The sequence below is a fragment of the Acidisoma silvae genome (assembly GCF_020618775.1).
GTDB lineage: Bacteria > Pseudomonadota > Alphaproteobacteria > Acetobacterales > Acetobacteraceae > Acidisoma > Acidisoma silvae.
In genome coordinates this window covers 116,398-138,495 of record NZ_JAESVB010000002.1, presented here as the reverse complement: position 1 = coordinate 138,495, position 22,098 = coordinate 116,398, and the positions used below count along the sequence as shown (strand labels likewise).

General features: G+C 66.0%; 16 protein-coding genes. All 16 read left to right on the top strand.

Annotated elements, in window-relative coordinates; translation table 11 throughout:
• Nucleotides 1-5 precede the first annotated feature (5 nt).
• Nucleotides 6-2,006 carry a peptidoglycan D,D-transpeptidase FtsI family protein gene (locus ASILVAE211_RS05190; protein ID WP_227320238.1) on the top strand — a complete coding sequence of 667 codons (2,001 nt, stop codon included), beginning with the start codon at nt 6-8 and terminating at the stop codon, nt 2,004-2,006.
• Complete coding sequence (locus tag ASILVAE211_RS05185; protein ID WP_227320237.1) at nt 1,993-3,492, top strand: UDP-N-acetylmuramoyl-L-alanyl-D-glutamate--2,6-diaminopimelate ligase; 1,500 nt, start codon at nt 1,993-1,995, stop codon at nt 3,490-3,492. Before ASILVAE211_RS05190 ends, ASILVAE211_RS05185 begins: the two co-directional genes overlap by 14 nt.
• Complete coding sequence (locus ASILVAE211_RS05180; RefSeq protein WP_227320236.1) at nt 3,489-4,877, top strand: UDP-N-acetylmuramoyl-tripeptide--D-alanyl-D-alanine ligase; 1,389 nt, start codon at nt 3,489-3,491, stop codon at nt 4,875-4,877. The genes ASILVAE211_RS05185 and ASILVAE211_RS05180 overlap by 4 nt, the downstream gene beginning before the upstream one ends.
• The gene (mraY, locus tag ASILVAE211_RS05175) at nt 4,877-5,965 is read left to right on the top strand and encodes a phospho-N-acetylmuramoyl-pentapeptide-transferase (RefSeq protein ID WP_227320235.1); all 1,089 of its coding nucleotides are present in this window, start codon (nt 4,877-4,879) and stop codon (nt 5,963-5,965) included. The genes ASILVAE211_RS05180 and mraY overlap by 1 nt, the downstream gene beginning before the upstream one ends.
• Nucleotides 5,962-7,293 (top strand): UDP-N-acetylmuramoyl-L-alanine--D-glutamate ligase, encoded by a 1,332-nt coding sequence (gene murD / locus ASILVAE211_RS05170; RefSeq protein ID WP_227320234.1) that lies wholly within the window; start codon nt 5,962-5,964, stop codon nt 7,291-7,293. Before mraY ends, murD begins: the two co-directional genes overlap by 4 nt.
• Nucleotides 7,293-8,414 carry an FtsW/RodA/SpoVE family cell cycle protein gene (locus tag ASILVAE211_RS05165; RefSeq protein ID WP_227320233.1) on the top strand — a complete coding sequence of 374 codons (1,122 nt, stop codon included), beginning with the start codon at nt 7,293-7,295 and terminating at the stop codon, nt 8,412-8,414. Before murD ends, ASILVAE211_RS05165 begins: the two co-directional genes overlap by 1 nt.
• Nucleotides 8,411-9,532, top strand: coding sequence for an undecaprenyldiphospho-muramoylpentapeptide beta-N-acetylglucosaminyltransferase (murG, locus tag ASILVAE211_RS05160; RefSeq protein WP_227320232.1), 1,122 nt, complete (start codon nt 8,411-8,413; stop codon nt 9,530-9,532). Before ASILVAE211_RS05165 ends, murG begins: the two co-directional genes overlap by 4 nt.
• Entirely contained in the window at nt 9,529-10,980 is a 1,452-nt protein-coding gene (gene murC, locus ASILVAE211_RS05155; RefSeq protein WP_227320231.1) for a UDP-N-acetylmuramate--L-alanine ligase, read from the top strand. The genes murG and murC overlap by 4 nt, the downstream gene beginning before the upstream one ends.
• Nucleotides 10,981-10,988: 8 nt before the next feature.
• Entirely contained in the window at nt 10,989-11,918 is a 930-nt protein-coding gene (gene murB / locus ASILVAE211_RS05150; RefSeq protein WP_227320230.1) for a UDP-N-acetylmuramate dehydrogenase, read from the top strand.
• Nucleotides 11,915-12,832 carry a D-alanine--D-alanine ligase gene (locus tag ASILVAE211_RS05145; RefSeq protein WP_227320229.1) on the top strand — a complete coding sequence of 306 codons (918 nt, stop codon included), beginning with the start codon at nt 11,915-11,917 and terminating at the stop codon, nt 12,830-12,832. Before murB ends, ASILVAE211_RS05145 begins: the two co-directional genes overlap by 4 nt.
• Nucleotides 12,820-13,767, top strand: a complete 948-nt coding sequence (locus tag ASILVAE211_RS05140) for a cell division protein FtsQ/DivIB (RefSeq protein WP_227320228.1) — start codon at nt 12,820-12,822, stop codon at nt 13,765-13,767. The genes ASILVAE211_RS05145 and ASILVAE211_RS05140 overlap by 13 nt, the downstream gene beginning before the upstream one ends.
• 13 nt (nt 13,768-13,780) lie before the next feature.
• Complete coding sequence (ftsA, locus tag ASILVAE211_RS05135; protein WP_406566015.1) at nt 13,781-15,076, top strand: cell division protein FtsA; 1,296 nt, start codon at nt 13,781-13,783, stop codon at nt 15,074-15,076.
• Nucleotides 15,077-15,176: 100 nt separating this feature from the next.
• Nucleotides 15,177-16,736 (top strand): cell division protein FtsZ, encoded by a 1,560-nt coding sequence (gene ftsZ, locus ASILVAE211_RS05130; protein ID WP_227320227.1) that lies wholly within the window; start codon nt 15,177-15,179, stop codon nt 16,734-16,736.
• Between the two features lie 96 nt (nt 16,737-16,832).
• Nucleotides 16,833-17,981: an MFS transporter gene (locus tag ASILVAE211_RS05125; RefSeq protein ID WP_227320751.1), complete on the top strand. Its 1,149-nt coding sequence runs from the start codon at nt 16,833-16,835 to the stop codon at nt 17,979-17,981.
• 130 nt (nt 17,982-18,111) lie between these two features.
• The gene (gene glgX / locus ASILVAE211_RS05120) at nt 18,112-20,250 is read left to right on the top strand and encodes a glycogen debranching protein GlgX (protein WP_227320226.1); all 2,139 of its coding nucleotides are present in this window, start codon (nt 18,112-18,114) and stop codon (nt 20,248-20,250) included.
• Nucleotides 20,247-22,037, top strand: coding sequence for a malto-oligosyltrehalose trehalohydrolase (gene treZ / locus ASILVAE211_RS05115; RefSeq protein ID WP_227320225.1), 1,791 nt, complete (start codon nt 20,247-20,249; stop codon nt 22,035-22,037). Before glgX ends, treZ begins: the two co-directional genes overlap by 4 nt.
• Nucleotides 22,038-22,098: the final 61 nt, after the last annotated feature.

Sequence of the window (22,098 nt, the reverse complement as noted above, 5' to 3'; positions counted from 1 at the left end):
CCCGTATGAGTGACGCGCCCCCGCCCCATACGACGCCGAACAACCCCTGGGGCCCGCGGTCGCGCCAGGGTAACGGTGGTTTGCAGGGCGAGACGGTGCGCGTGACTTCGCCTGATCTCCGCCAGCGGGCGGCACTTGAGAAAAGCCGCACGCGCCTCGTCGCGGTATCGGCCGTCTTCCTGCTGCTGTTCTTCGCGGTCGCCGCACGCCTGTCCTTCGCGACCATCATCTCGCCGATGAAGCCGGCGCCGCGCGTCGTGCAGCAGTTCACGCCCGAGCCCGCTTCCGCCGCCACGGCGCCCCCGCCGGGCCGCGCTTCCATCGTCGATGCCAATGGCCAGATCCTGGCCGTCTCTCTGCCGGTCGCCAGCCTTTACGCCGATCCGCGCCAGATGATCGACACCAACGCGGTGGCAACCGCGCTGAAGAACATCCTGCCCGACCTCAATGAGGCCGATATCGCGCGCCGCCTCGCTTCCGCCAAAGCGTTTGTCTATATCGAGCGCCGCGTCACGCCGGCTCAGGAAATCGCCATTAATAATCTTGGCATTCCGGGCCTGTCCTTTCAGCTGTCGTCCGAGCGGCGCTATCCGCTGGGTGATACGGCGGCGCAGATTTTGGGTGGCGTCGATATCGACGGGGACGGCATCGCCGGCGTCGAGAAATATTTCAACAAGCGGCTGAACACGGATACGACGCCGCTGCGCCTGTCCATCGATGTGCGCGTGCAGGCCATCGTCCGCGACGAAGTCGCCAATGCGGTCAAGACCTTCGATGCGGTCGGCGGCTGCGGGATTGTTGAGAATGCAAATACCGGCCAGATACTCGGCATGGTCAGCATTCCTGACTTTGACGCGAACGATCTGGCCCATGCGACGGATGCGGAACGCTTCAATCGCTGCGCCACCGGCACCTACGAGCCCGGTTCGGTGTTCAAGCTGCAGACCGCCAGCATGTCGCTGGACGACAACGTCATTCATATGTGGGACTATTTCAACACGACCCATCCGCTGCCGATCGGTCGTTTCCACATCACCGATTTCGAGCCCCAGCATGTCTGGATGCAGCTCGGCGACATCATGAAACTGTCGTCCAATATCGGTGCCTCGCGCATTTCGCTTCTGATCGGCAAGGACCGTCAGCGCGCCTGGCTGCAGAAGCTGGGCCTGATGTCGCGTGAGCCGATCGAACTGCCGGAAGCCGCCATGCCGCAGGTGCAGCCGGCCAGCACCTGGGGCAAGGCAACGCTGATGACCGTCTCCTTCGGCAACGGCATCGCGGAAACCCCGCTGCATATCGCCAATACGGCGGTCGCCATCGTCAATGGCGGCACGCTCTACAAGCCGACGCTGCTGGCCCAGAATGTCGGTGACCCGCCGATCCAGGGTACGACGGTCATGCAGCAATCGACCTCGGACATGATGCGCAAGATCATGCGCTATATTGTCACCAGCGGCACGGGTGAGTTCGGTGACGTGCCGGGCTATTTCGTCGGCGCCAAAACCGGCACCGCTCAGAAGGTGTCGGAGCACGGCGGCTACAAGCTGCACACCAATTACAGCTCCTTCGTCGCGGGCTTCCCGATCTACGCGCCGCGCTATGTCGTCTATGTCGCGATCGATTCCGGTCACGCCACGGCCGCGACCCATGGCTATACCACGGGCGGCTGGATGGCGGGTCCGGCGGTCAGCCATATCATCGCGCGCATCGGGCCGATGCTGAACGTGATGCCGCGCTTCGACAATGTCGCCGAAATCAATCAGCAACTGGATTTCCCGCATCCTTATCCGGCGCCGCCCGGCTCCAACCCCTATGGGCCGAACAATCCCGGCGAGCCTGATGACCCGAATGCGATGGACAAGCCCGTGCATCCGGCCAAGCGCGGTGGCGTTGCCCGCGTAGCGCAGGATACGAAATGGGCGGCCCCTGCCAGTACGGTGACGACCCTGCGGCATGACGCGATGTATCGCGTTCCGGCACCGGCAGCAGCCGATGCGACTCATTGATCTCATGCAGGGCGCCTACGCGCAGGCCGCCCTTCGTCAGACACGCGCAACACCCTTAGACGCGCCACGCGGTTCCTGCGACGTGGAGGTGACGGGCATCACGGCCAATAGCCAGGATGTCGGCGCGGGCTTCATCTTCGCCGCCCTTCCGGGCCAGACCCGCGACGGCCGGGACTACATCGCCGATGCCGTGTCCCAGGGTGCGGCCGCCATTCTGGCGCCGCCCGGCACCCATTGGCCGGCCGGCGTGCCGCCGCGCCCGGTCATTTTCGACGCCCAGCCGCGCCGCCGTCTGGCCATCATGGCGGCAAGCCTGGCTGGCGCTCAACCGTCGCGCATCGCGGCGGTCACGGGTACCAATGGCAAGACCAGCACAGCGGATTTTCTGCGCCAGCTCTGGAGTTTCGGCGGTCATCCGGCCGCCTCGCTCGGCACGCTGGGCCTGATCGCGCCCGGCTTTCCGCAAGGCGCGGGGCTGACGACGCCGGACCCGGTCTCCATCGCGCAGACCATGGCGGCCCTGGCGCGCGCCGGCATCCAGCATGCCGCCGTCGAAGCGTCGTCTCACGGTCTGGATCAGTTCCGGCTTGACGGGCTGCGCCTGTCGGCGGCGGCCATCACCAATCTGACGCGCGATCATCTCGACTATCACGGCAGCATGGAGGCCTATCGCGCTGCCAAGCTGCGGCTCTTCACCGAGCTTCTGCCGGCCGGCGCGCCGGCCGTCGCCGCCATGGCGCTGGACGAGGAGACCCGCAACCAGCTCGCCTATGTGGCCCTTCAGCGCGGCCTGAACTACGGCACGGTGGGAGAGGGTGGCAATCTGATCCAGCTCCATCGTGCCGCGCCCCTGCCGGACGGCCAGATGCTGGATCTGTCCGTTGCTGGCCGCCGGTTCGAGGTGAAACTGGCGCTGCCCGGCCGTTTCCAGGCCGATAATGCCCTGCTCGCCGCCGCCATCCTGCTCTTGCAGGGCGATAGTGCCGTCTTCGACCGGCTGCCCCTTCTGGTCGGCGTGCGCGGCCGCATGGAACTGGCGGCGACCTTGCCCAATGGCGCGGCTGTCTATGTCGACTACGCCCATACGCCGGACGCCATCAGCCGCGTCCTCTCGGCGCTGCGCCCGCATACGGCTGGAAAACTCGCCATCGTCTTCGGCGCAGGCGGTGACCGTGATCGCGGCAAGCGACCGCTGATGGCCGAGGCCGCGCGCCTGGGCGCCGACCATGTCATCGTGACGGACGATAACCCGCGCACCGAGGCTGCGGCTGCCATCCGCGCCGAGGTCATGACGGGCGCGCCTGACGCGGTCGAAGTCGGCGGCCGTGAGGCCGCCATCGCCGTCGGGCTCGCTCTGCTGGGTCCGGGCGACGTGATGGTCGTCGCTGGCAAGGGGCATGAGCAAGGTCAGATCGTCGGCCGCGAGGTGCTGCCCTTCGATGACGCCGATGTCGTCCGCCGTCTGGTCGGGTGGCTGCCCGCATGACCGACCTCTGGACCCCGGAGGAACTGCTCGTCGCCACCGCTGGCAGCATGACGCATCCCTTTGCGGTCAATGGCCTGTCCATCGACACGCGCACCGTCGCCCCAGGTGATCTTTTCGTCGCGCTACATGGCGAGAACAGGGATGGCCATGCCTTCGTGGCCCAGGCGCTGGCCGCCGGCGCCGGCGGCGCCCTGGTCGATCATGATGTGCCGGATGCGCTGCCCTCCGCCCCGCTGCTGCGGGTCACGGATACGCTGGCCGGGCTGACCGCCCTCGGCCGTTTCGCCCGCGCCCGTTTCACAGGCAAGCTGGTGGCTGTCACCGGCAGTGTCGGCAAGACCACGACCAAGGAGATGCTGCGGCGGATTCTGGAGGCCGCAGGTCAGACCCATGCCGCCGTCGCCTCCTACAACAACCATTGGGGCGTACCGCTGACGCTGGCGCGGATGCCACGCGGCGCAAAGTTCTGCGTGTCGGAAATTGGCATGAACCATCCGGGGGAGATCGCGCCGCTGGCAGCGCTCGCCCGGCCGCATGTCGCCGTCATCACCAATGTCGCCCCGGTTCATATCGGCCATATGGGCAGCCTGCACGCGATTGCGGTGGAGAAGGCCGCCATCCTGTCAGGCCTCGAGCCAGGCGGTGTCGCCGTGCTGCCGGCCGATAGTTCGGAATTCGCGACGCTGGCTGGTGCCGCCGGCGCGCATCGCGTCATCCGCTTCGGGCGGTCGGAGACGGCCAAGGCGAGGCTGCTGGACGTCACCTCGGACGCCGACGGCGCCAATGTCTCCATGACGCTCGACGGTATGCCGCTTCGCTTCCGTCTATCCGCGCCGGGCGAGCATATGGCGCTGAACGCCGTCGCGGCCATCGCCGCCGCCGTCGCCATGGGGGTGGAGGCACATCACGCCTCGGCCGCCTTGGATGGGTTCTCGGCTGTCAGCGGGCGCGGCGCGCGCCGCCTGCTCGATTTGCCGGATGGCGCAGCGCTGCTGCTCGACGAAAGCTATAACGCTTCCGGCCCTTCGATACGGGCCGCACTCGCCGTGCTGGCCCTGCAACCGGCTGGCCGCCGCATCGCCGTGCTGGGCGATATGCGCGAACTGGGTGAGGCCAGTGCGGCGGAGCATCTGGCGCTTGCGCCGGACGTCATCGCCCATGCCGATCTGCTCTTCGCCTGCGGGCCTGAGATGAAGCGGCTCTATGATGCCGTGCCGGAACCGCAACGGGCCGCCCATACCGTCACTTCCGCCGAACTTGCGCCTTTGGTCGTGGCAGCCCTGCGCGCTGGGGACGCTGTTCTGGTCAAAGGCAGTCTTGGCAGCCGTATGGCGGCGGTTATCAACGCGCTCCCCGTCAGAGCCGAGACCGAGGAGCCTGGCTGATGCTCTACAACCTGCTGCTGCCCTATGCGGATCATCTGCATATCCTGAACCTGATCCGCTACCTGACCTTCCGGTCTGGCGGCGCCTGCCTTACGTCGCTGGTCCTTAGCTTCGTCATGGGGCCGCGTGTCATCCGCATGCTGCGCCGCTTGCAGAAGCAGGGCCAGCCCATCCGCCTCGACGGGCCGGAGCGCCACCTGGTGGAAAAGAAGGGCACGCCGACCATGGGCGGCGTCCTTATCCTCAGCGCGCTGACCATTTCCACGCTGCTCTGGACGGACCTGGCCAATCCTTACGTCTGGGCGACGCTCTTCGTGACGCTCGGCTACGGGGCGCTGGGCTTCGCGGACGACTATCTCAAGGTCTCCAAGCGCAATACCAAGGGCCTGTCGGGCCGCATGAAGCTGGTCGGCCAGGCCGGTATCGGCCTGCTCGCCTCCATCTGGATCATGGTCCATATCGGCGGCCCGCTGGGCAGCGGCATTTCCATTCCGGATTTCAAAAGCGTGCTGATTCCGCTCGGCATCTTTTTCCCGCTCTTCGGGATGCTGGTGATGATGGGCGCGTCCAATGCCGTGAACCTGACGGACGGCCTGGACGGTCTCGCCATGGTGCCGACGATCATCGTCGCCGGCGTCTTCGCGCTGATCGCCTATCTGGTCGGCAACCGCATCTTCGCGGGCTATCTGGAACTGCCCTTCGTCGCGGGGTCCGGCGAATTGGCCGTCTTCTGCTCGGCGCTGATCGGCGCAGGTCTCGGCTTCCTGTGGTTCAACGCGCCGCCGGCCGCCGTCTTCATGGGCGATACCGGCAGCCTCGCCATGGGCGGCGCGCTGGCCTCCATCGCGGTCGCGACCAAGCATGAAATCGTGCTGGCCATCGTCGGCGGCCTGTTCGTGGTCGAGACGCTGTCCGTCATCATCCAAGTCTTCTGGTTCAAGCGCACCGGCCGCCGCGTCTTTCTCATGGCGCCGCTGCACCATCATTTCGAAAAGAAGGGCTGGGCCGAACCCACCATCGTCATCCGCTTCTGGATCGTCTCCATGATCCTGGCGCTGGTCGGTCTCGCGACCTTGAAGATCCGATGACCGGCTTTCCGGCACATCTTTTCGCGGGCAAGCGCTACGCGATTCTGGGCTTGGGCAAAAACGGTCTGCCGGCGGCGCGCGCCATGCGCGCCATGGGTGCTGATACCGTGCTGTGGGATGACGGGGAGGCCGCGCGTGCCGCCGCCATCGCCGAGGGTTTCACGGTCTCCGATCTCATGGCAGGCGACTTCGCGTTTGACGCGCTGATCCTGTCGCCCGGCATTCCGCATATCCTGCCGAAGCCGCATCCCGTCGCGGCCCGCGCGATTGCGGAAACCGTGCCTGTTCTGAGCGATGCGGAGCTTCTTTATCAGGCCGTGCGAAAAGCCGGCTCCCGCGCACGCTTCGTCGGCGTCACCGGCACCAATGGCAAGTCAACGACGACGGCGCTTCTCGCGCATATTCTGACCAAGGCTGGTGTGCCGACCGCGGCCGGCGGCAATCTTGGCCCGGCCTCCCTCGCGCTGCCGTTGCTGCCCGATAGTGGTATCTATGTGCTCGAAATGTCGTCTTACATGTTGGAGCGAATCGCGACTCTCGGGTTCTCTACAGCGGTAATGCTGAATCTAAGCCCCGATCATTTCGAGCGCCATGGGAACATGAGCGGCTACGCCACTGTAAAGCGTGCAATTTTTGCCCGCATGACGGCGCATGACGTCGCCGTGGTCGGCGTTGATGACTCGCATTCGGTGGCGATGGCGGAGTCTCTCGAGTCCCAGGGACCGATGCGCGTCGTCCGAATCAGCGGTATCGCGCAGGCGACGGGCGTATTGACGCTGCCCGGTGAGCACAATGCGCAGAACGCGGCAGCGGCCACGGCCATGGCACGCGCGCTCGGCGTTTCGGATGACGCGATCGCCAATGGCATCGCGACCTATCCCGGCCTGCCGCATCGCCAGGCGCGTGTCGGCACGGTCGAGGGCGTCACCTTCGTCAATGACAGCAAGGCGACCAATGCCGATGCGGCAGCCCGTGCGCTCGGCTGCTACGACCGCATCGTCTGGATCGCTGGCGGCATGGCCAAGCCCGGCGGTATCGCGCCCCTGGCAGAATTTTTCCCGCGCATCGCCCATGTCGAGCTGATCGGGCGCGACGCACCCGACTTCGCCGAGACGCTGGCCGCTCATGGCGTGTCATTCCATATGGCCGAAACGCTGGACGCGGCTGTGCCGGCAGCCTTCGCCAAGGCAAAGGCGCTCGGCGTGCCCGTGGTGCTGCTGTCGCCCGCCACCGCAAGCTGGGACCAGTTCACGAGCTTCGAAGCGCGCGGTGACCGTTTCGCCGAACTGGTAGCCGGGCTTCCGGTTGTGAACGGGGAGGCCGCCTGATGCCCTCTCTGTCGCGTACCGATACCTCGCTGTTTGGCCGCTGGTGGTGGACGGTCGACCGCTGGACGCTGGTCTGCATCGGCACGCTGATCGGTTTCGGCTATGTCCTGGTTCTGGCCTCCAGCCCGGCGGTGGCGCATCGCATCGGCGACCCGCGTGACATGCTGATCCTGAAGCAGGTTGCGTTTCTGGCGATTGCCGGCGGCATGATTATCGGCATTTCCATGATGCCGCCCAAGGGCATCCGCTGGCTGGCGCTGATCGGCACGCTCATCGCCGTTTTGCTCACGGCTTTCACGCTGGTGCACGGGACCGAAATCAAGGGCGCACGGCGCTGGATCAATATTCCATTCCTGTCGCTACAGCCGAGCGAATTTCTGAAACCCTTCTTCGCGGTCATGACGGCGGGCCTGCTGGTCGAAGCCCGCAAGACGGAGAAATTTCCCGGCCGTCTTCTGGCGGTCGGGCTTTATGCGGTCATCGCGCTGCTGCTGAAGTCCCAGCCCGATATCGGCATGCTGGCCGTGGTCAGCATCGTTTTCCTGGCACAGCTCTTCCTGGACGGGCTCAATGTCGGGCTTGTCCTCGCGGCTGCTGCGATGCTGGTGGTCAGCTTCATCGCCGCCTTCTTCCTGATGCCGCATGTGCATATTCGCGTGGAGCGTTTCCTGCATCCGACGCAGCAGACCGCCTATCAGGCGCTGACGGCGCTGGAGGCTTTCGGCAATGGCGGCCTGCTCGGCCGTGGCCCGGGCGAGGGCATGGTCAAGGACATCCTGCCGGATGCCCATGCCGACTTCGTCTTTGCTGTCGCGGGCGAGGAGTTCGGCCTCGTCGTCTGCCTGCTGATCCTGTTCATTTTCGCGGCCATCGTGCTGCGCGGCCTGCTGCGTCTGGTCGCGGAGAATGACCAATTCGTGCTGCTGGCCGCTGCCGGCATTCTCATGAGCTTCGGCCTCCAGGCTTTCATCAATATGGCTTCCTCGCTGGAACTGATCCCGACCAAGGGCATGACGCTGCCCTTCATCTCCTACGGCGGTTCTTCCGCGCTGTCCGTCGCGCTCGAAATGGGCATGCTGCTGGCGCTGACGCGCCGCCGTGTCACGGGAGAGCGGGTATGAGAGGTCCGCGCGTGATCCCTGTGGTGATCGCCGCCGGCGGTACCGGCGGCCATTTCTTCCCGGCCGAAGCCCTGGCCCATGCGCTGGCCGGGCGCGGCTATCGCCCGGTTCTGATGACGGACGGCCGCTCGGCCGGTCGCGGGTCTGAGGCTTTCGCGAGCGGTGACCGTCATGTTCTGCCCGGTGCCGGCATTGCCGGTCGCGGCATCGTCAAAGGCGTCAAGGCGACCGCGGCGCTTGCCGCCGGTTCGCTTGTCGCCGCCAAACTCCTCCGCGCGCTGCGGCCCGGGGCCATCGTCGGTTTCGGTGGCTATCCCTGTGTCCCGCCGATCGTCGCGGCCAAGCTCAGCGGTCAGAAGACGCCGATCATCCTGCACGAGCAGAATGCCGTCCTGGGCCGCGCCAATCGCAGCCTTGCGAAACGCGTTTCCGTTCTGGCGCTGAGTGCGACCGGCACCACGCGCGTGCCGGCCGGTGTGCGCACGGTCGTCACCGGCAATCCGGTGCGTCCCGCGATCATGGCTTTGGCCGACATGCCGTATGAGGCGCCGGTCGCCGATGGACCGATCAACCTTCTCGTCACCGGCGGATCGCTGGGCGCGAAGGTCTTGAGCGATATCGTGCCGCAGGCGGTCATCGCTTTGCCGGCGGATCTGCGGTCGCGTCTGCGCGTCGTGCAGCAGGCGCGGCAGGAAGACGGCGCGCGCGTGCGGGCGGCCTATGACGCCGCCGGCATCACGGCCGAGGTCGCGCCCTTCTTTGCGGATATGGCGCAGCGGCTGGCTTCAGCACATCTGGTGATCGCCCGTGCAGGCGCTTCCACCACCGCCGAGCTCACGGTCGCCGGCCGCCCCAGCCTGCTGGTGCCGCTGCCCTCGGCCATCGACGATCATCAGTCGGCCAATGCGGCCATTCTGGAGACGGCGGGTGCCGCTTGGGTTCTGCCGCAGTCGCGTTTCACGGTGGAAGCCGTCGCTGCGCGGTTGACGGCGCTTTTGAGTGATCCGGCGGCGCTGGCCGCCGCGTCATCGGCCGCGCGCAGCATCGCGCGGGCGGATGCCGTGGCGCTGCTCGCGGATCTGGTTGAACAGTCTATGGTGCGGGAGACGCAGTCATGAGGGCGCTTCCGCTTACGATCGGAACCATCCATTTCGTCGGCATCGGTGGTATCGGCATGTCCGGCATCGCCGAGGTGCTGCATAATCTCGGCTATTCCGTGCAGGGCAGCGACATTGCGGAATCCGCCAATGTAAAGCGGCTGCGCGGCGAGGGGATCGAGGTCTCCATCGGCCATGACGAAAAGAACCTACGCAAGGCGCAGGTTGTTGTCGTGTCAACTGCCGTTAAGGCGGACAATCCGGAAGTGCAGGCGGCGCGCGCCAAGCTCATTCCCGTCGTACGCCGCGCCGAAATGCTGGCCGAGCTGATGCGGCTCCGCTGGTCCGTTGCCATCGGCGGCACCCACGGCAAGACGACGACAACGAGCCTGATCGCGGCCGTGCTGGAAGGCGCGGGGCTGGACCCCACTGTCATTAACGGCGGCATCATCAATGCCTATGGCACCAATACCCGCTTGGGCTCCGGCGACTGGATGGTGGTCGAGGCCGATGAAAGCGACGGTAGCTTCCTGCGTCTGCCCGCCGTCATCTCGGTCGTCACCAATATGGACCCCGAGCATCTCGATCACTGGGGCAATCAGGAAGCGATGGAGGCGGGCTACCGCCAGTTCGTCGGCAATATTCCCTTCTATGGTTTCGCGATTCTCTGCGTCGATCATCCGGCCGTGCAGCAGATGATCCCGCGCCTGTCGGACCATCGCATCATCACCTACGGCTTCAGCCCGCAGGCCGATGTGCGCGCGGAACGCCTGGTCATGGATAAGGGCGGCGCCAATTTCGAGGTCGTCATCACCGATCGTCTGCGCAACCGCCAGCGCCGCATGGGGCCGTTCCGCCTGCCCATGCTGGGTCAGCACAATGTCTCCAACGCGCTGGCCGCCATCGCGGTGGGTGTGGAGATGGAAATCGGTGAAACCGCTCTTCGCCAGTCGCTGGCCGCTTTCCGGGGCGTGAAGCGCCGCTTCACCAAAACCGGTGAGACGGGCGGCATCACCATCATCGACGATTACGGCCATCACCCGGTCGAAATCGCGGCGGTGCTGAAGGCGGCGCGCCAGGCCGGTGGGCGCAATGTCATCGCCGTCGTGCAGCCGCATCGCTTCACGCGCCTGCAATCCCTGTTCGAGGAATTCTGTGCCTGCATGAACGACGCCGGCACGGTCATCGTCGCCGATGTCTATGCGGCCGGCGAGGCGCCGATTGCCGGTATCGACCGTGACGCGCTGGTGGATGGGCTGCGCGCCCGTGGCCATCGCAGCGTGGTGCCGCTGCCCTCGCCCGATCATCTGGCCGAGATGGTTCATGCCATGGCGCAGTCCGGCGATATCGTCGTCTGCCTCGGCGCGGGCAATATCACCGCCTGGGCCAATGCCTTGCCGGCGCAGTTGCAGGCCTTGCAGAACCAGCAAGCGCAGCCCGGCCGCCGTGCCGGGGCGGCGGCTGTATGACAGCCGCCATGAACGCCATCGCAACCGGGGCCTTCGTCCTGCCGCCGCTGAAGGGCCGCGTCGAAGCGCAGGCCGATCTCGGCGCGCTGACCTGGTTCCGCGTCGGCGGTCCGGCCGAATATCTGGTGAAGCCGGCAGATGCGCGCGATCTGGCGCAATTCCTGGCGGCTCTGCCGGAAGATGTGGCTCTGACGGTTGTCGGTGCCGCCTCCAATCTCATCATCCGTGACGGCGGCATTGCCGGCGTCGTCATCCGCCTCGCGCGCGGCTTCTCCGCCGTGACGGTCGAGGCGGACGGCATCGTCTGTGGTGCGGCCGCGCTGGACGCGACGGTTGCCGAACATGCGGCGGCGGCCGGTCTTGCGGGTCTCGAATTCCTGTCCGGCATTCCGGGCAGCATCGGCGGCGCGGTCGCCATGAATGCCGGCGCCTATGGCAGCGACATCAAGGCCTGCCTGGACTGGGTGGAGATCGTCACGCGCCAGGGCGAGGAACTGCGTCTGTCCGCCGAAGATCTGCATCTGTCCTACCGGCATTCACAATTGCCGCCGGGTGGGGTGGTGACGCGCGCGCGTCTGCGCGCGATGCCGGGCGACCAGACCCTGATCGCCGCCCGCATGGCCGAAATCCGGGACAGCCGCACCAAGACCCAGCCGGTGCGGGCGCGCACCGGCGGCTCGACCTTCGCCAATCCGCCCGGCCAAAAGGCCTGGGAGCTGATCGACGCCGCCGGCTGCCGGGGGCTCGTCCGTGGTGGCGCGCAGGTCAGTGAATTGCACTGCAATTTCCTGCTCAATACCGGCGGCGCTACGGCGGCCGATCTGGAAGGCCTGGGCGAAGAAGTGCGCCGCCGCGTGATGGAAGCGACCGGCGTCAGCCTGGCCTGGGAGATCAAGCGCATCGGACAAAATCTCCCGCGTGTGGCGGTGGTGGCATGAAGCGCGTTGCGGTTCTGTATGGCGGCATTTCCACCGAGCGCGAGGTCAGCCTCGCCTCCGGCAAGCAGGTCATCGTCGCTCTGCGCGAAGCGGGCTATGATGTCGTGCCGGTGGAAGTCGGCGCCGATCTGCGCCAGGTGCTGGCCGCGTTGGACCCGAAGCCCGATGCCGTCTTCAATGCGCTGCATGGCCGGTTCGGCGAGGACGGCGCCATCCAGGGCGTGCTCGACTGGCTGGGCATTCCCTATACCCATTCCGGCGTGCGGCCTTCCGCCATCGCCATGGACAAGATCGCGGCCAAGGCGCTGTTCGCCGCCGCCGGTCTGCCGGTTGCCCATCACAAGGTCGTCGATATCGCCGATCTAGCGGAAGCCGATCCGATGCCGCGCCCCTATGTGGTGAAGCCGCAGCGCGAAGGCTCGTCCGTCGGCGTCTATATTTTGCAGCAGGGCGACAACCGGCGCGCGGAAATCGCACGCGGCTGGAACTTCGGCACCACCGCCATGGTTGAGGAATTCATCCCCGGCCGCGAGCTGACGGTGGCCGTCATGGGCGACCGCGCGCTGGCCGTGACGGAAATCAAGGCCAGCCACGCCTTCTACGACTATGAATCGAAATATGCCGAAGGCGGCTCCTTCCATGTCATTCCGGCTCAGGTGCCGGAGACGATCACCGAACAGGCGATGGACGTCGCTTTGCGCGCGCATCAGGCGCTGGGCTGCGCCGGCGCCTCCCGCTCGGACTTCCGCTATGACGATACGGCGGGTGCGCCCGGCCGCCTCGTGCTGCTGGAAGTGAATACGCAGCCGGGCCTGACGCCGACCTCGCTGCTGCCGGAACAGGCGGCGCATATCGGCATCAGCTTCCCCGCACTCTGCGCCTGGATGGTGGAGGCCGCGCAATGCCGCGCTTAGCCAAACGCCCCCCCATCGTCGAAGACCAGGGCCGTCTGGCCCATGCGCGCATGATGGCCAGCGCCAGCGTCGTCGATCGTCCCAGCCAGCGCGACATGCTGATGCGCCGCCTGCGCCGCATGACGCGGCCGGCCATCGGCGCCGGTGGCATCATCGTCGTCATCTTTGTGGCCAGTCTCATGCTGCGCAGTGCGGATAGCGGTGGATCGCTGAGCGGCGTGCGTTCGGTTCTGGGCGGCATCGGCTCCGTCATGGGCCTCAATGTCCGCAACATCGTCATCGACGGGCGGGAGAATACGCCCGAGCCGCTGCTGCGCCATGCGCTGGGCGTGATGATAGGCCAGCCCATTCTCGGCTTCTCGCTCAATGACGCGCGCAGCCGGCTGCTGTCGCTCGGCTGGGTGGCCGATGCGGTGGTGGAACGCCGTCTGCCCGACACCCTGGTCGTGCGATTGATCGAGCGCGCGCCTTATGCCGTCTGGCAGGACCACGGGACTTTCCGCCTGATCGACCGCAACGGCGAGACGATGGGCGAGCAGGATGTCGGCCGCGCCTCGCAGGAACTCGACCTGCCGTTGGTCGTGGGGCCAGGCGCGCCCGAGGCCACCACCGAATTGTTCGACGAGATGAAGCCATATCCCGACATCCGTTCGCGTCTCGTCGGCGCCGTGCGCGTCGGTCAGGAACGCTGGAATCTCGTTCTCAAATCCGGCGCCACCGTCATGCTGCCGGGCGAGGACCAGGATGCCGCACTCGGCCGCCTGCAAGCGCTACAGACGCGCATGCAACTGCTCGACCGACCGGTGAAGGTCGTCGACCTGCGCTTGCCTGACCGCGTCACCGTCCGCCCCGAACCCGCGCCGGATACCAGCGCGTCGGGCAAGGACAAGTCCAAGTCCGGCAATGATGCCGGCAACACCAACAAGCATTCTTGAGGGAGTGAGGTCCGTGAACGACATGGCACGCCGCTCTCTGCCGCCGGTATCCAGCGAACTGCCGCCCCGCGCGCGCATGCTGCGCACGGGCGTGTTCGGCGCGCTCGATATCGGCTCCACCAAGATCACCTGCATGATCGGCAAGGCGGAGCCGGACGGCACTCGCCGCATCCTGGGCTTTGGCTGGCAAAAGGGCCGCGGCATCCGCCACGGCGCCATTACCGATCTGGACGAGGCCGAGCGCGCCATCCGGGCCGCTGTGGGCCAGGCCGAGGATATGGCCGATACGCGGCTGCGCTCCGTCACCGTCAATCTCGGCTGCGGCCAGCCGGAAAGCCGGCTGTTCAATGTGCAGTGGCCCGTGGGCGGCCGTGTCATCGGCGAGGACGAGATTCGCAGCGTGGTGCTGGAAGGCCGGCATCGCGCCGAATCCGAAGGGCGCGACACGATCCATATTCTGCCGCTGTCCTTTTCCGTTGATGAGACCATGCGCGTCGAAGACCCGCGCGGCCTGCATTGCGAAACGCTGACGGCGCGGCTGCATGTGATCGACGCCGTCTCTTCGGCGCTGCGCAACCTCCATACCTGCCTCAACCGCTGCGATCTGGAGATTGCGGAAATCGTCTCCGCGCCCTTCGCCGCCGGTCTCGCGACGCTGGTGGAGGATGAGCGCGAACTAGGCACGACGGTCATCGATATGGGCGGCGGTTCCACCAGCTTCGCCGTCTTCGCGGAAGGGCAGTTGCTGCACACGGCCAGCACGCTGGTCGGCGGCAGTCATGTCACCAATGACATCGCGCGCCTGCTCTCCACCCCGGTCGCCCATGCCGAGCGGCTGAAGACGCTCTACGGATCCTGCCAGGCGAGCCCGGATGACGAGCGCGAGATGCTGCCCGTGCCCCTGGTGGGCGAGGAAGAACATCAGATCGCCAAGGTGCCGCGCAGCATGGTGGTCAGCATCATCCGCCCGCGCCTGGAAGAGATTTTTGAGATCGTGAAGGATCGGCTGGAGAATTCCGGCCTGTCCCGCGTCGCCGGAGCACGCGTCGTGCTGACCGGCGGGGCTTGCCAGCTTGCGGGTGCCCGTGAGCTGGCGGCCCATATCCTGGGCAAGCAGGTGCGTCTTGGCCGTCCCGTCGGATTGCGGGGCCTGCCCGATGCCGCCTCCGGTCCCGCTTTCGCCACCGGCGCGGGTCTGCTCGCCTGGGCCTCGGGCGAAGGTCGTTCGATGCAGGACATCGACCTCGAGACGAAGCGTGTGGGCGGTCCGCTCAAACGCCTGATCTCTTTCCTTAAGGAGCGCGTCTGATGCCGCAGCACGGCCGCGTTGCTTTCACCGCGTTCCTTTCCATTCCTGTCGCGCCGGACGGACAACCTCTGCCGGGCAAGTTTTTCCAAGGAGACCGCCCATGACGCTGAACCTCACCGTTCCGCAGCAGACCCACTCCGATTTCACGCCGAAGATCTGCGTCATCGGCGTGGGCGGCGGCGGCACCAATGCCGTCGACAACATGATCGCGCTCAATCTTCCGGGCGTTGAATTCATCGTCGCCAATACCGATGCGCAGCAGCTCATGCGCAGCCGCGCCGACCGCCGCATTCAGCTCGGGCCGACCATCACCCAGGGCAATGGCGCCGGCGGCAAGCCGGAAGTCGGCCGTCTGTCGGCTGAGGAAGCGGAAGCGGACCTCGAGCGCCATCTGGAAGGCGTTCACATGGTCTTCATCACCGCCGGCATGGGCGGTGGCACCGGTACGGGTGCGGCGCCGGTCATCGCCCGTCTTGCCCGCAAGCATGACATCCTGACCGTCGGCGTCGTGACCAAGCCCTTCTCCTTCGAAGGCATCAAGCGCGCGCGTTCGGCCGAGGCCGGCATCGCCGAGCTACAGCAATATGTCGATACGCTCATCATCATCCCGAACCAGAACCTGTTCCGGATCGCCAATGAGCACACCAGCTGGAAGGAAGCCTTCCAGATGGCCGACAACGTCCTCTACATGGGCGTGCGCGGCGTCACCGACCTTATGGTCGTTCCGGGCCTCGTGAACCTCGATTTCGCCGATATCCGCACCGTCATGTCCGAAATGGGCAAGGCGATGATGGGAACGGGCGAAGCCGAAGGCGAGGGCCGTTCGGTCCGCGCGGCGGAAGCCGCCATCAGCAACCCGCTGCTGGAAGACACCAATATGGCCGGCGCGCGCGGCCTGCTGATCAACATCACCGGCGGCGACGACATGACGCTGTTCGAGGTCGATCAGGCGGCCAACCGCATCCGTGAGGAAGTGGACGAGGAAGCCAACATCATCTTCGGTTCGGCGATCGACAGCACGCTCAACGGCCGCATCCGCGTCAGCGTCGTCGCGACGGGCATCGATTCCGCTGCCATCGAATACCGCCCGAAGCTGGAACTCGCCGCCAGCAACGACCGCATCACCCAGCCGGCCCAGGTCTCGGCCCCGGCCGAGATGCCGTTGCAGGCGACCGGCACCACCGGCATGCCGCCGGCCGTCGGCTTCACGCCGTCCTTCACGCCCTCGACCCCGCAATGGAGCCCGGCGCAGAACGTGACCCCGGCGGCTCAGCCGCAGGGTGGGATGATGCCGAACCTGACGCCTGCCGCGCCGCTGCCCTCCGCCGCCCCGGCTCTGCGCTCCCCGGCCGGCCTGCCGCAGCGCCCGGCCAGCACCCGCAGCCTCTTCGCCGAGCCGGTCTCCCGGCAGAGCGAAGCCCCGGCTCCGTCGCCGTCCGTCGGCACCAGCCTGTTCAACCGCGTGACCGGCGCCATCGGCAAGCGGACGCAGTCCGCCCCGGCGGCCTCCGCCGCGCCGGCCCAGGTCGAGCGTATGGAACCGGCTGCCGCCGCCGAGCCGCGCCCGGATGCCCCGGCCGCGCGCCCGAGCCGCCCGGCCGCCGCTGATGAGATGGGTGGGCTGGAAATCCCGGCCTTCCTGCGCCGCCAGCAGTCCTGACCATGCAGACGCCGTCGCCTCGCAAGAGGCGGCGGCTCTTTTTGACGATGCCGTCGCCTTGAGCGGGACCGGCCGAAGGAAACCCGCTTGGACAAGGTGACGGAACCGAAGCTTGCAGCCGCGCGGATATCCACGCGGCTGTTCTTTTTTCTGGCCGGCCTCGCCAATGCCGCCTGGGCGCCGATGGTGCCCTATGCCAAGGCGCGGACAGGCCTGAACACGGCGACCTTCGGCCTGGTCCTGCTCGGGCTCGGCGTCGGTGCCGTTGCCGTCATGCCCGTCATATCCTGGGGATTGGGACGCCACGGCTCGCGCCGCGTGCTGCTGGTCGGTGCGCTGCTGTTGACGGTCGCGATGCCGCTGCTCGGCTGGCTGTCCGACCCGCCGCTGCTGGCCGCGGCCCTGATCGTCTTCGGCTTCGGTATCGGCGCCGTCGATGCCGCCATGAACACCCAGGCCGTGGAGGTGGAGCGGCTCAGCGCCAGGCCGATGATGTCCGGTTTTCACGGCATGTTCAGCCTTGGCGGTCTGGCTGGCTCGCTGGGCCTGACGCTACTGCTCGGCGCCGGTCTGGCGGTCAGCATCGGCGCGCTGCTGACCGCAGTCCTGGTGCTGTGCGTGGCGCTGTGGCGCTTGCCGAGCCTGCTGCCGGGCCAGGAAGCGCCAGCGGCGGAGCCGGTTCCGGGCGCGTCCCGCGCCGGCCGGGCGCTGCATCCTCTGGTGATTCTGATCGGCGCGCTGTGTTTCGCGGGCTTTCTGGGTGAAGGCGCTGCGCTCGACTGGAGCGCGTTGTTCCTGCACGGCAAGGGCTTGCCGGCGGCCTATGGCGGGCTCGGCTATGCGTCCTTTTCCGTCACCATGGCTGGCGGCAGGTTGTCCGGCGACTGGCTCACGCGGCATTTCGGCACCGTGCGCCTGCTGCGCATCAGCGCCTTGATCGCGGCGGCGGGATGGGGCGCTGCCGTTTGGCTGCCGGGACCGGCGGCTCTTCTGGGCTTTGCCCTGGTCGGCATTGGTGCCGCCAATATCGTGCCGCTGCTGTTCAGCGCAGCGGCGCGCGTGCCTGGCGTGCCGGCCAGCATCTCCATCCCCGTCATCAGCGCGGTCGGCTATGCCGGCATGCTGTGCGGCCCCGCCATCATCGGCTTCGTCGCGGGCGCGACGTCGCTCAGCACCGCCTTGCTGGTCGTGGGCGTGCTGGCGCTGTCGATCTTCGGCGCGGCACGCCGGGCTGTGGCGGCCTGACGGTCGATGACGCAAGAGTGCGAGACGAGGGCTCAGGAACTTTTAGTTTAAGCCTTCCGCTGATCCTTGGTTTCGACCGCTTGCATCCCATCTACGGCCTGTCATTGCACCCGCCGGATGGAGCGCCCCCTTGGCCGAGAGTCTGAACCTGCGCCTTCGTGAAGGATTGCCGCATCCCCGTGGCGCGACCTGGGACGGGGAGGGCGTCAATTTCGCGCTCTTCTCGGCTCATGCCACCAAAGTGGAAGTCTGCCTGTTCACCGCCGACGGCAGCGAGGAGATCGAGCGGATCGAACTCCCGGAATATACAGACCAGATCTTCCACGGCTGGATCGGCGGCATCGGGCCGGGCCAGGTCTACGGCTATCGCGTGCATGGGCCTTACGCGCCGGAAGAAGGCCATCGCTTCAATCCGAACAAGCTGCTGCTGGACCCGTACGCCCGCGCCCATACCGGTGACCTGACCTGGAATCCGGCGATCTTCGGCTATCAGATGGAAAGCGGAGACGACACAACCTTCGACGAGCGCGACAGCGCGCCCTTCATGCCGAAATGTGTGGTTGTGGACCCAGGCTTCGACTGGAAGGGAGAGCCCAATCGCCATCCCGTGGCCTGGGATCACACGATTCTGTATGAGACTCACGTCAAGGGCTTCACCAAGCTGCATCCGGACGTGCCGGAAAAGCAGCGTGGTACCTATGCCGGTCTCGGCCATAAATCCGTGACCGACTATATCCGCAGCCTGGGCGTGACATCGGTGGAACTGCTGCCCATTCATAGCTTCATCAACGACAGTCAGTTGCTGGAAAAGGGCCTCACCAATTATTGGGGCTACAACACCATCGGCTTCTTCGCGCCCGATCCGCGCTATGCCTCCGAGCGCGAACAGTCTCTGCGTGAGTTCAAAGAAATGGTGGCGAGCCTGCATGATGCCGGGCTCGAAGTCATTCTCGACGTCGTCTACAACCATACCGCCGAGGGCAATGAACTCGGGCCGACCTTGTCCTTCAAGGGCATCGACAATGCCAGCTATTACCGGCTGCTGCCCGACCAGAAGCGTTACTATATCAACGACACCGGCACCGGTAATACCGTCAATCTCAGCCATCCGCGTGTTATCCAGCTGGTGACGGACAGCCTGCGCTACTGGGCGGGAGAGACGCATGTCGATGGATTCCGCTTCGACCTCGGCACCATCCTGGCGCGTGAACCGCATGGTTTCGATGAGCAGTCGGGCTTCCTGAAAGCCTGCGGGCAAGACCCGCTGCTGCAAAGCGTGAAACTGATCGCGGAGCCCTGGGATTGCGGTCCCGGCGGCTATCAGGTCGGCGGCTTTCCGCCCGGCTGGGCCGAGTGGAACGACAAGTTCCGCGATATTTCGCGCGACTTCTGGAAAGGGGAGGCATCGGCCGCCGCCATCGTGCCGCGCCTTTGCGCTTCCGGCGATATCTATGACCGTGACGGCCGCCGTCCCTTCGCGTCGGTGAATTTCATCACCGCCCATGACGGTTTCACGCTCAACGATATCGTCACCTATAATGAGAAACATAACGAGGCGAATGGCGAGGACGGTCGCGACGGCAGTTCCGACAACCGGTCCTGGAATTGCGGCGCCGAAGGCCCCACGGATGACGCGGAAATCAACGCGCTGCGCGAGCGCCAGATCCGCAATATGCTGACGACGCTGCTGCTGTCGCAAGGCACGCCGATGCTGCTGGCGGGTGACGAATTCGGCCGCACGCAGCAGGGCAATAACAACGCCTATTGCCAGGATAGCGAGATCAGCTGGCTGAACTGGCAGATCGAGGAGAAGGGCCAGTCGCTTATCGCCTTCGTGCGCAAGCTGACGACGCTCAGGCACAATTACGCCATCCTGCGCCGCAACCGCTTCCTCAGAGGCGTGTTCAACGAGGAACTGGGCGTCAAGGACGTCACCTGGATCAATGCCTCAGGCGCGGAGATGGAAGACGGCCAATGGGGTGACGAAGGCATGCGCTGCTTCGGCATGCTGATCGACGGGCGCGCGCAGCCCAGCGGCATTCGCAAGCGCGGCGGCGACGCCACCATTCTGCTCGTCTTCAACGCGGCGGCTGATGGCGTCAACTTCACCCTGCCGGAATGCGCGGGCGGCGATGAGTGGACGCTGATTGTTGATACCAATCGCCCGGATATCGAAGACGTGGTCTCGAAGACCGGCGACGTCTATACCGTCACCGGCCGCTCCGTGCTTGCCTTCGGCCATCCCAATAGCGAGGTCGATGCCGCATGACGAGCCGGGTCCATGACTTGCCCTTCGGGGCAAGCTTGCAGGGCGATGCTGTCCTGTTCCGTCTCTGGGCGCCCGGTGAAGCACAGGTCGCGATTGCTCTGGATGGACGGGATCCGGTGCCGATGGTGGCGGGCGAGGGCGGTTGGCATGAGAAGCGGATGCCCGAGGCCCATGCCGGTTCGCTTTATCAGTATGTCGTGAAAGACGGGCTGCGCGTGCCGGATCCGGCCTCCCGCTTCCAGCCGCAGGATGTCCATGGCCCGAGCGAAGTCGTCGACCCCAAGGCCTATGACTGGCAGGATCATGGCTGGCGCGGGCGGGCCTGGGCCGAGGCTGTCATCTACGAGCTGCATATCGGCACCTTCACGCCGGAAGGCAGCTTCCGCGCGGCCATCGCCAAGCTCGATCATCTGGCCGATCTTGGCGTCACGGTCATCGAAATCATGCCGGTCGCGGATTTTCCGGGACAGCGCAACTGGGGCTATGACGGCGTACTGCCCTTCGCACCCGACAGCAGCTATGGCCGGCCGGAAGACTTCAAGGCGCTGGTGGATGCCGCGCATGCGCGGGGCATCGGCGTCATGCTGGATGTCGTCTACAATCACTTCGGCCCGGACGGGAATTACCTGCCCGTCTACGCGCCGCAATTCTTCACGGATCGCCATAAAAGCCCCTGGGGCGCGGGCGTGAATGTCGATGGCGCGGACAGCCGCCCGGTCAGGGACTTCTTCATCCATAACGCGCTTTACTGGATCGAGGAGTTCCATCTCGACGGGCTGCGCTTCGATGCCGTCCATGCCATTCAGGATGACGGTCCCAAGCATCTGCTGCTGGAACTGGCCGAGACGCTGCGTGCGCGGGTGACGGACCGGCCGCTGCATCTGGTGCTGGAGAATGAGGATAACCGCGCCAGCTATCTGATGCGGGACGCCGGCGGCACGCCCAAGGACTACTCGGCCCAGTGGAATGACGACGTCCACCATGTCCTGCATGTGGCCGCCACGGGCGAGGATGTCGCCTATTACGCGCCATACGCGCATCAGCCGGACCTGCTCGGCCGGGCGCTGGCGGAAGGCTTCGCCTTTCAGGGCGAAGCGATGGACTATAGCGGCAAGGCCAGGGGCGAGCCCTGTGCCCATCTGCCGCCCTCCGCTTTCGTGGCCTTCGCGCAGAATCACGACCAGATCGGCAATCGCGCCATGGGCGAGCGCCTGACGCAGATTGCAGCGCCCGAAGCCGTGCGCGCGGTCTCGGCCGTCTATCTGCTGCTGCCGCAGGTGCCGATGCTCTTTATGGGCGAGGAACTGGGTGCCACATCGCCATTCCTGTTCTTCGCCGATTTCGAGGGCGAACTGGCCGAGAAGGTGCGGGACGGCCGGCGGGAGGAATTCGCCCGCTTCCCGGCTTTCAGTGACCCTGAGACGCGAGAGAAAATCCCTGACCCTCTGGCCGAGACCACCTTCATCGCCTCCAAGCTGCGCTGGGATGCGATCGATCCGGCGGTGCAGGACTGGTATCGGCGCATTCTGACTATCCGGCGGGAAAAGCTGGTCCCGCTTCTCGCCGGGATTCGCCATGGCGGAAAAGCACGGATGCTGGGCAAAGGGGCGGTGGAGGTGACTTGGCCGGTGACCCCGGCTGGCCGTCTGACGCTGCTCGCCAATCTGTCATCGGCGGATGTCGCGGGCGATTTTACCGTCGATTCTCAGCCGTTATGGCAAGAAGGGGCGTTGCCACAGAAGGAAAATCTCCCGGCATGGTCAGTGTGCTGGATATTTTCTCCCTGACGATGCTGCATCGCAACGACACGCGCAGCGGCCACGCGATCTTGTGTGGCCAGGAGACCAT

What these genes read in the sequence shown, in the direction of transcription:
- ASILVAE211_RS05140 (WP_227320228.1), top strand. Translation starts at nt 12,820, where the DNA reads ATGCCGCGCTTAGCCAAACGCCCCCCCATCGTCGAAGACCAGGGCCGT.
- treZ (WP_227320225.1), top strand. Translation starts at nt 20,247, where the DNA reads ATGACGAGCCGGGTCCATGACTTGCCCTTCGGGGCAAGCTTGCAGGGC.
- ASILVAE211_RS05190 (WP_227320238.1), top strand. Translation starts at nt 6, where the DNA reads ATGAGTGACGCGCCCCCGCCCCATACGACGCCGAACAACCCCTGGGGC.
- mraY (WP_227320235.1), top strand. Translation starts at nt 4,877, where the DNA reads ATGCTCTACAACCTGCTGCTGCCCTATGCGGATCATCTGCATATCCTG.
- ASILVAE211_RS05145 (WP_227320229.1), top strand. Translation starts at nt 11,915, where the DNA reads ATGAAGCGCGTTGCGGTTCTGTATGGCGGCATTTCCACCGAGCGCGAG.
- ASILVAE211_RS05165 (WP_227320233.1), top strand. Translation starts at nt 7,293, where the DNA reads ATGCCCTCTCTGTCGCGTACCGATACCTCGCTGTTTGGCCGCTGGTGG.
- murB (WP_227320230.1), top strand. Translation starts at nt 10,989, where the DNA reads ATGAACGCCATCGCAACCGGGGCCTTCGTCCTGCCGCCGCTGAAGGGC.
- ASILVAE211_RS05180 (WP_227320236.1), top strand. Translation starts at nt 3,489, where the DNA reads ATGACCGACCTCTGGACCCCGGAGGAACTGCTCGTCGCCACCGCTGGC.
- ftsZ (WP_227320227.1), top strand. Translation starts at nt 15,177, where the DNA reads ATGACGCTGAACCTCACCGTTCCGCAGCAGACCCACTCCGATTTCACG.
- ASILVAE211_RS05185 (WP_227320237.1), top strand. Translation starts at nt 1,993, where the DNA reads ATGCGACTCATTGATCTCATGCAGGGCGCCTACGCGCAGGCCGCCCTT.
- murG (WP_227320232.1), top strand. Translation starts at nt 8,411, where the DNA reads ATGAGAGGTCCGCGCGTGATCCCTGTGGTGATCGCCGCCGGCGGTACC.
- murD (WP_227320234.1), top strand. Translation starts at nt 5,962, where the DNA reads ATGACCGGCTTTCCGGCACATCTTTTCGCGGGCAAGCGCTACGCGATT.
- murC (WP_227320231.1), top strand. Translation starts at nt 9,529, where the DNA reads ATGAGGGCGCTTCCGCTTACGATCGGAACCATCCATTTCGTCGGCATC.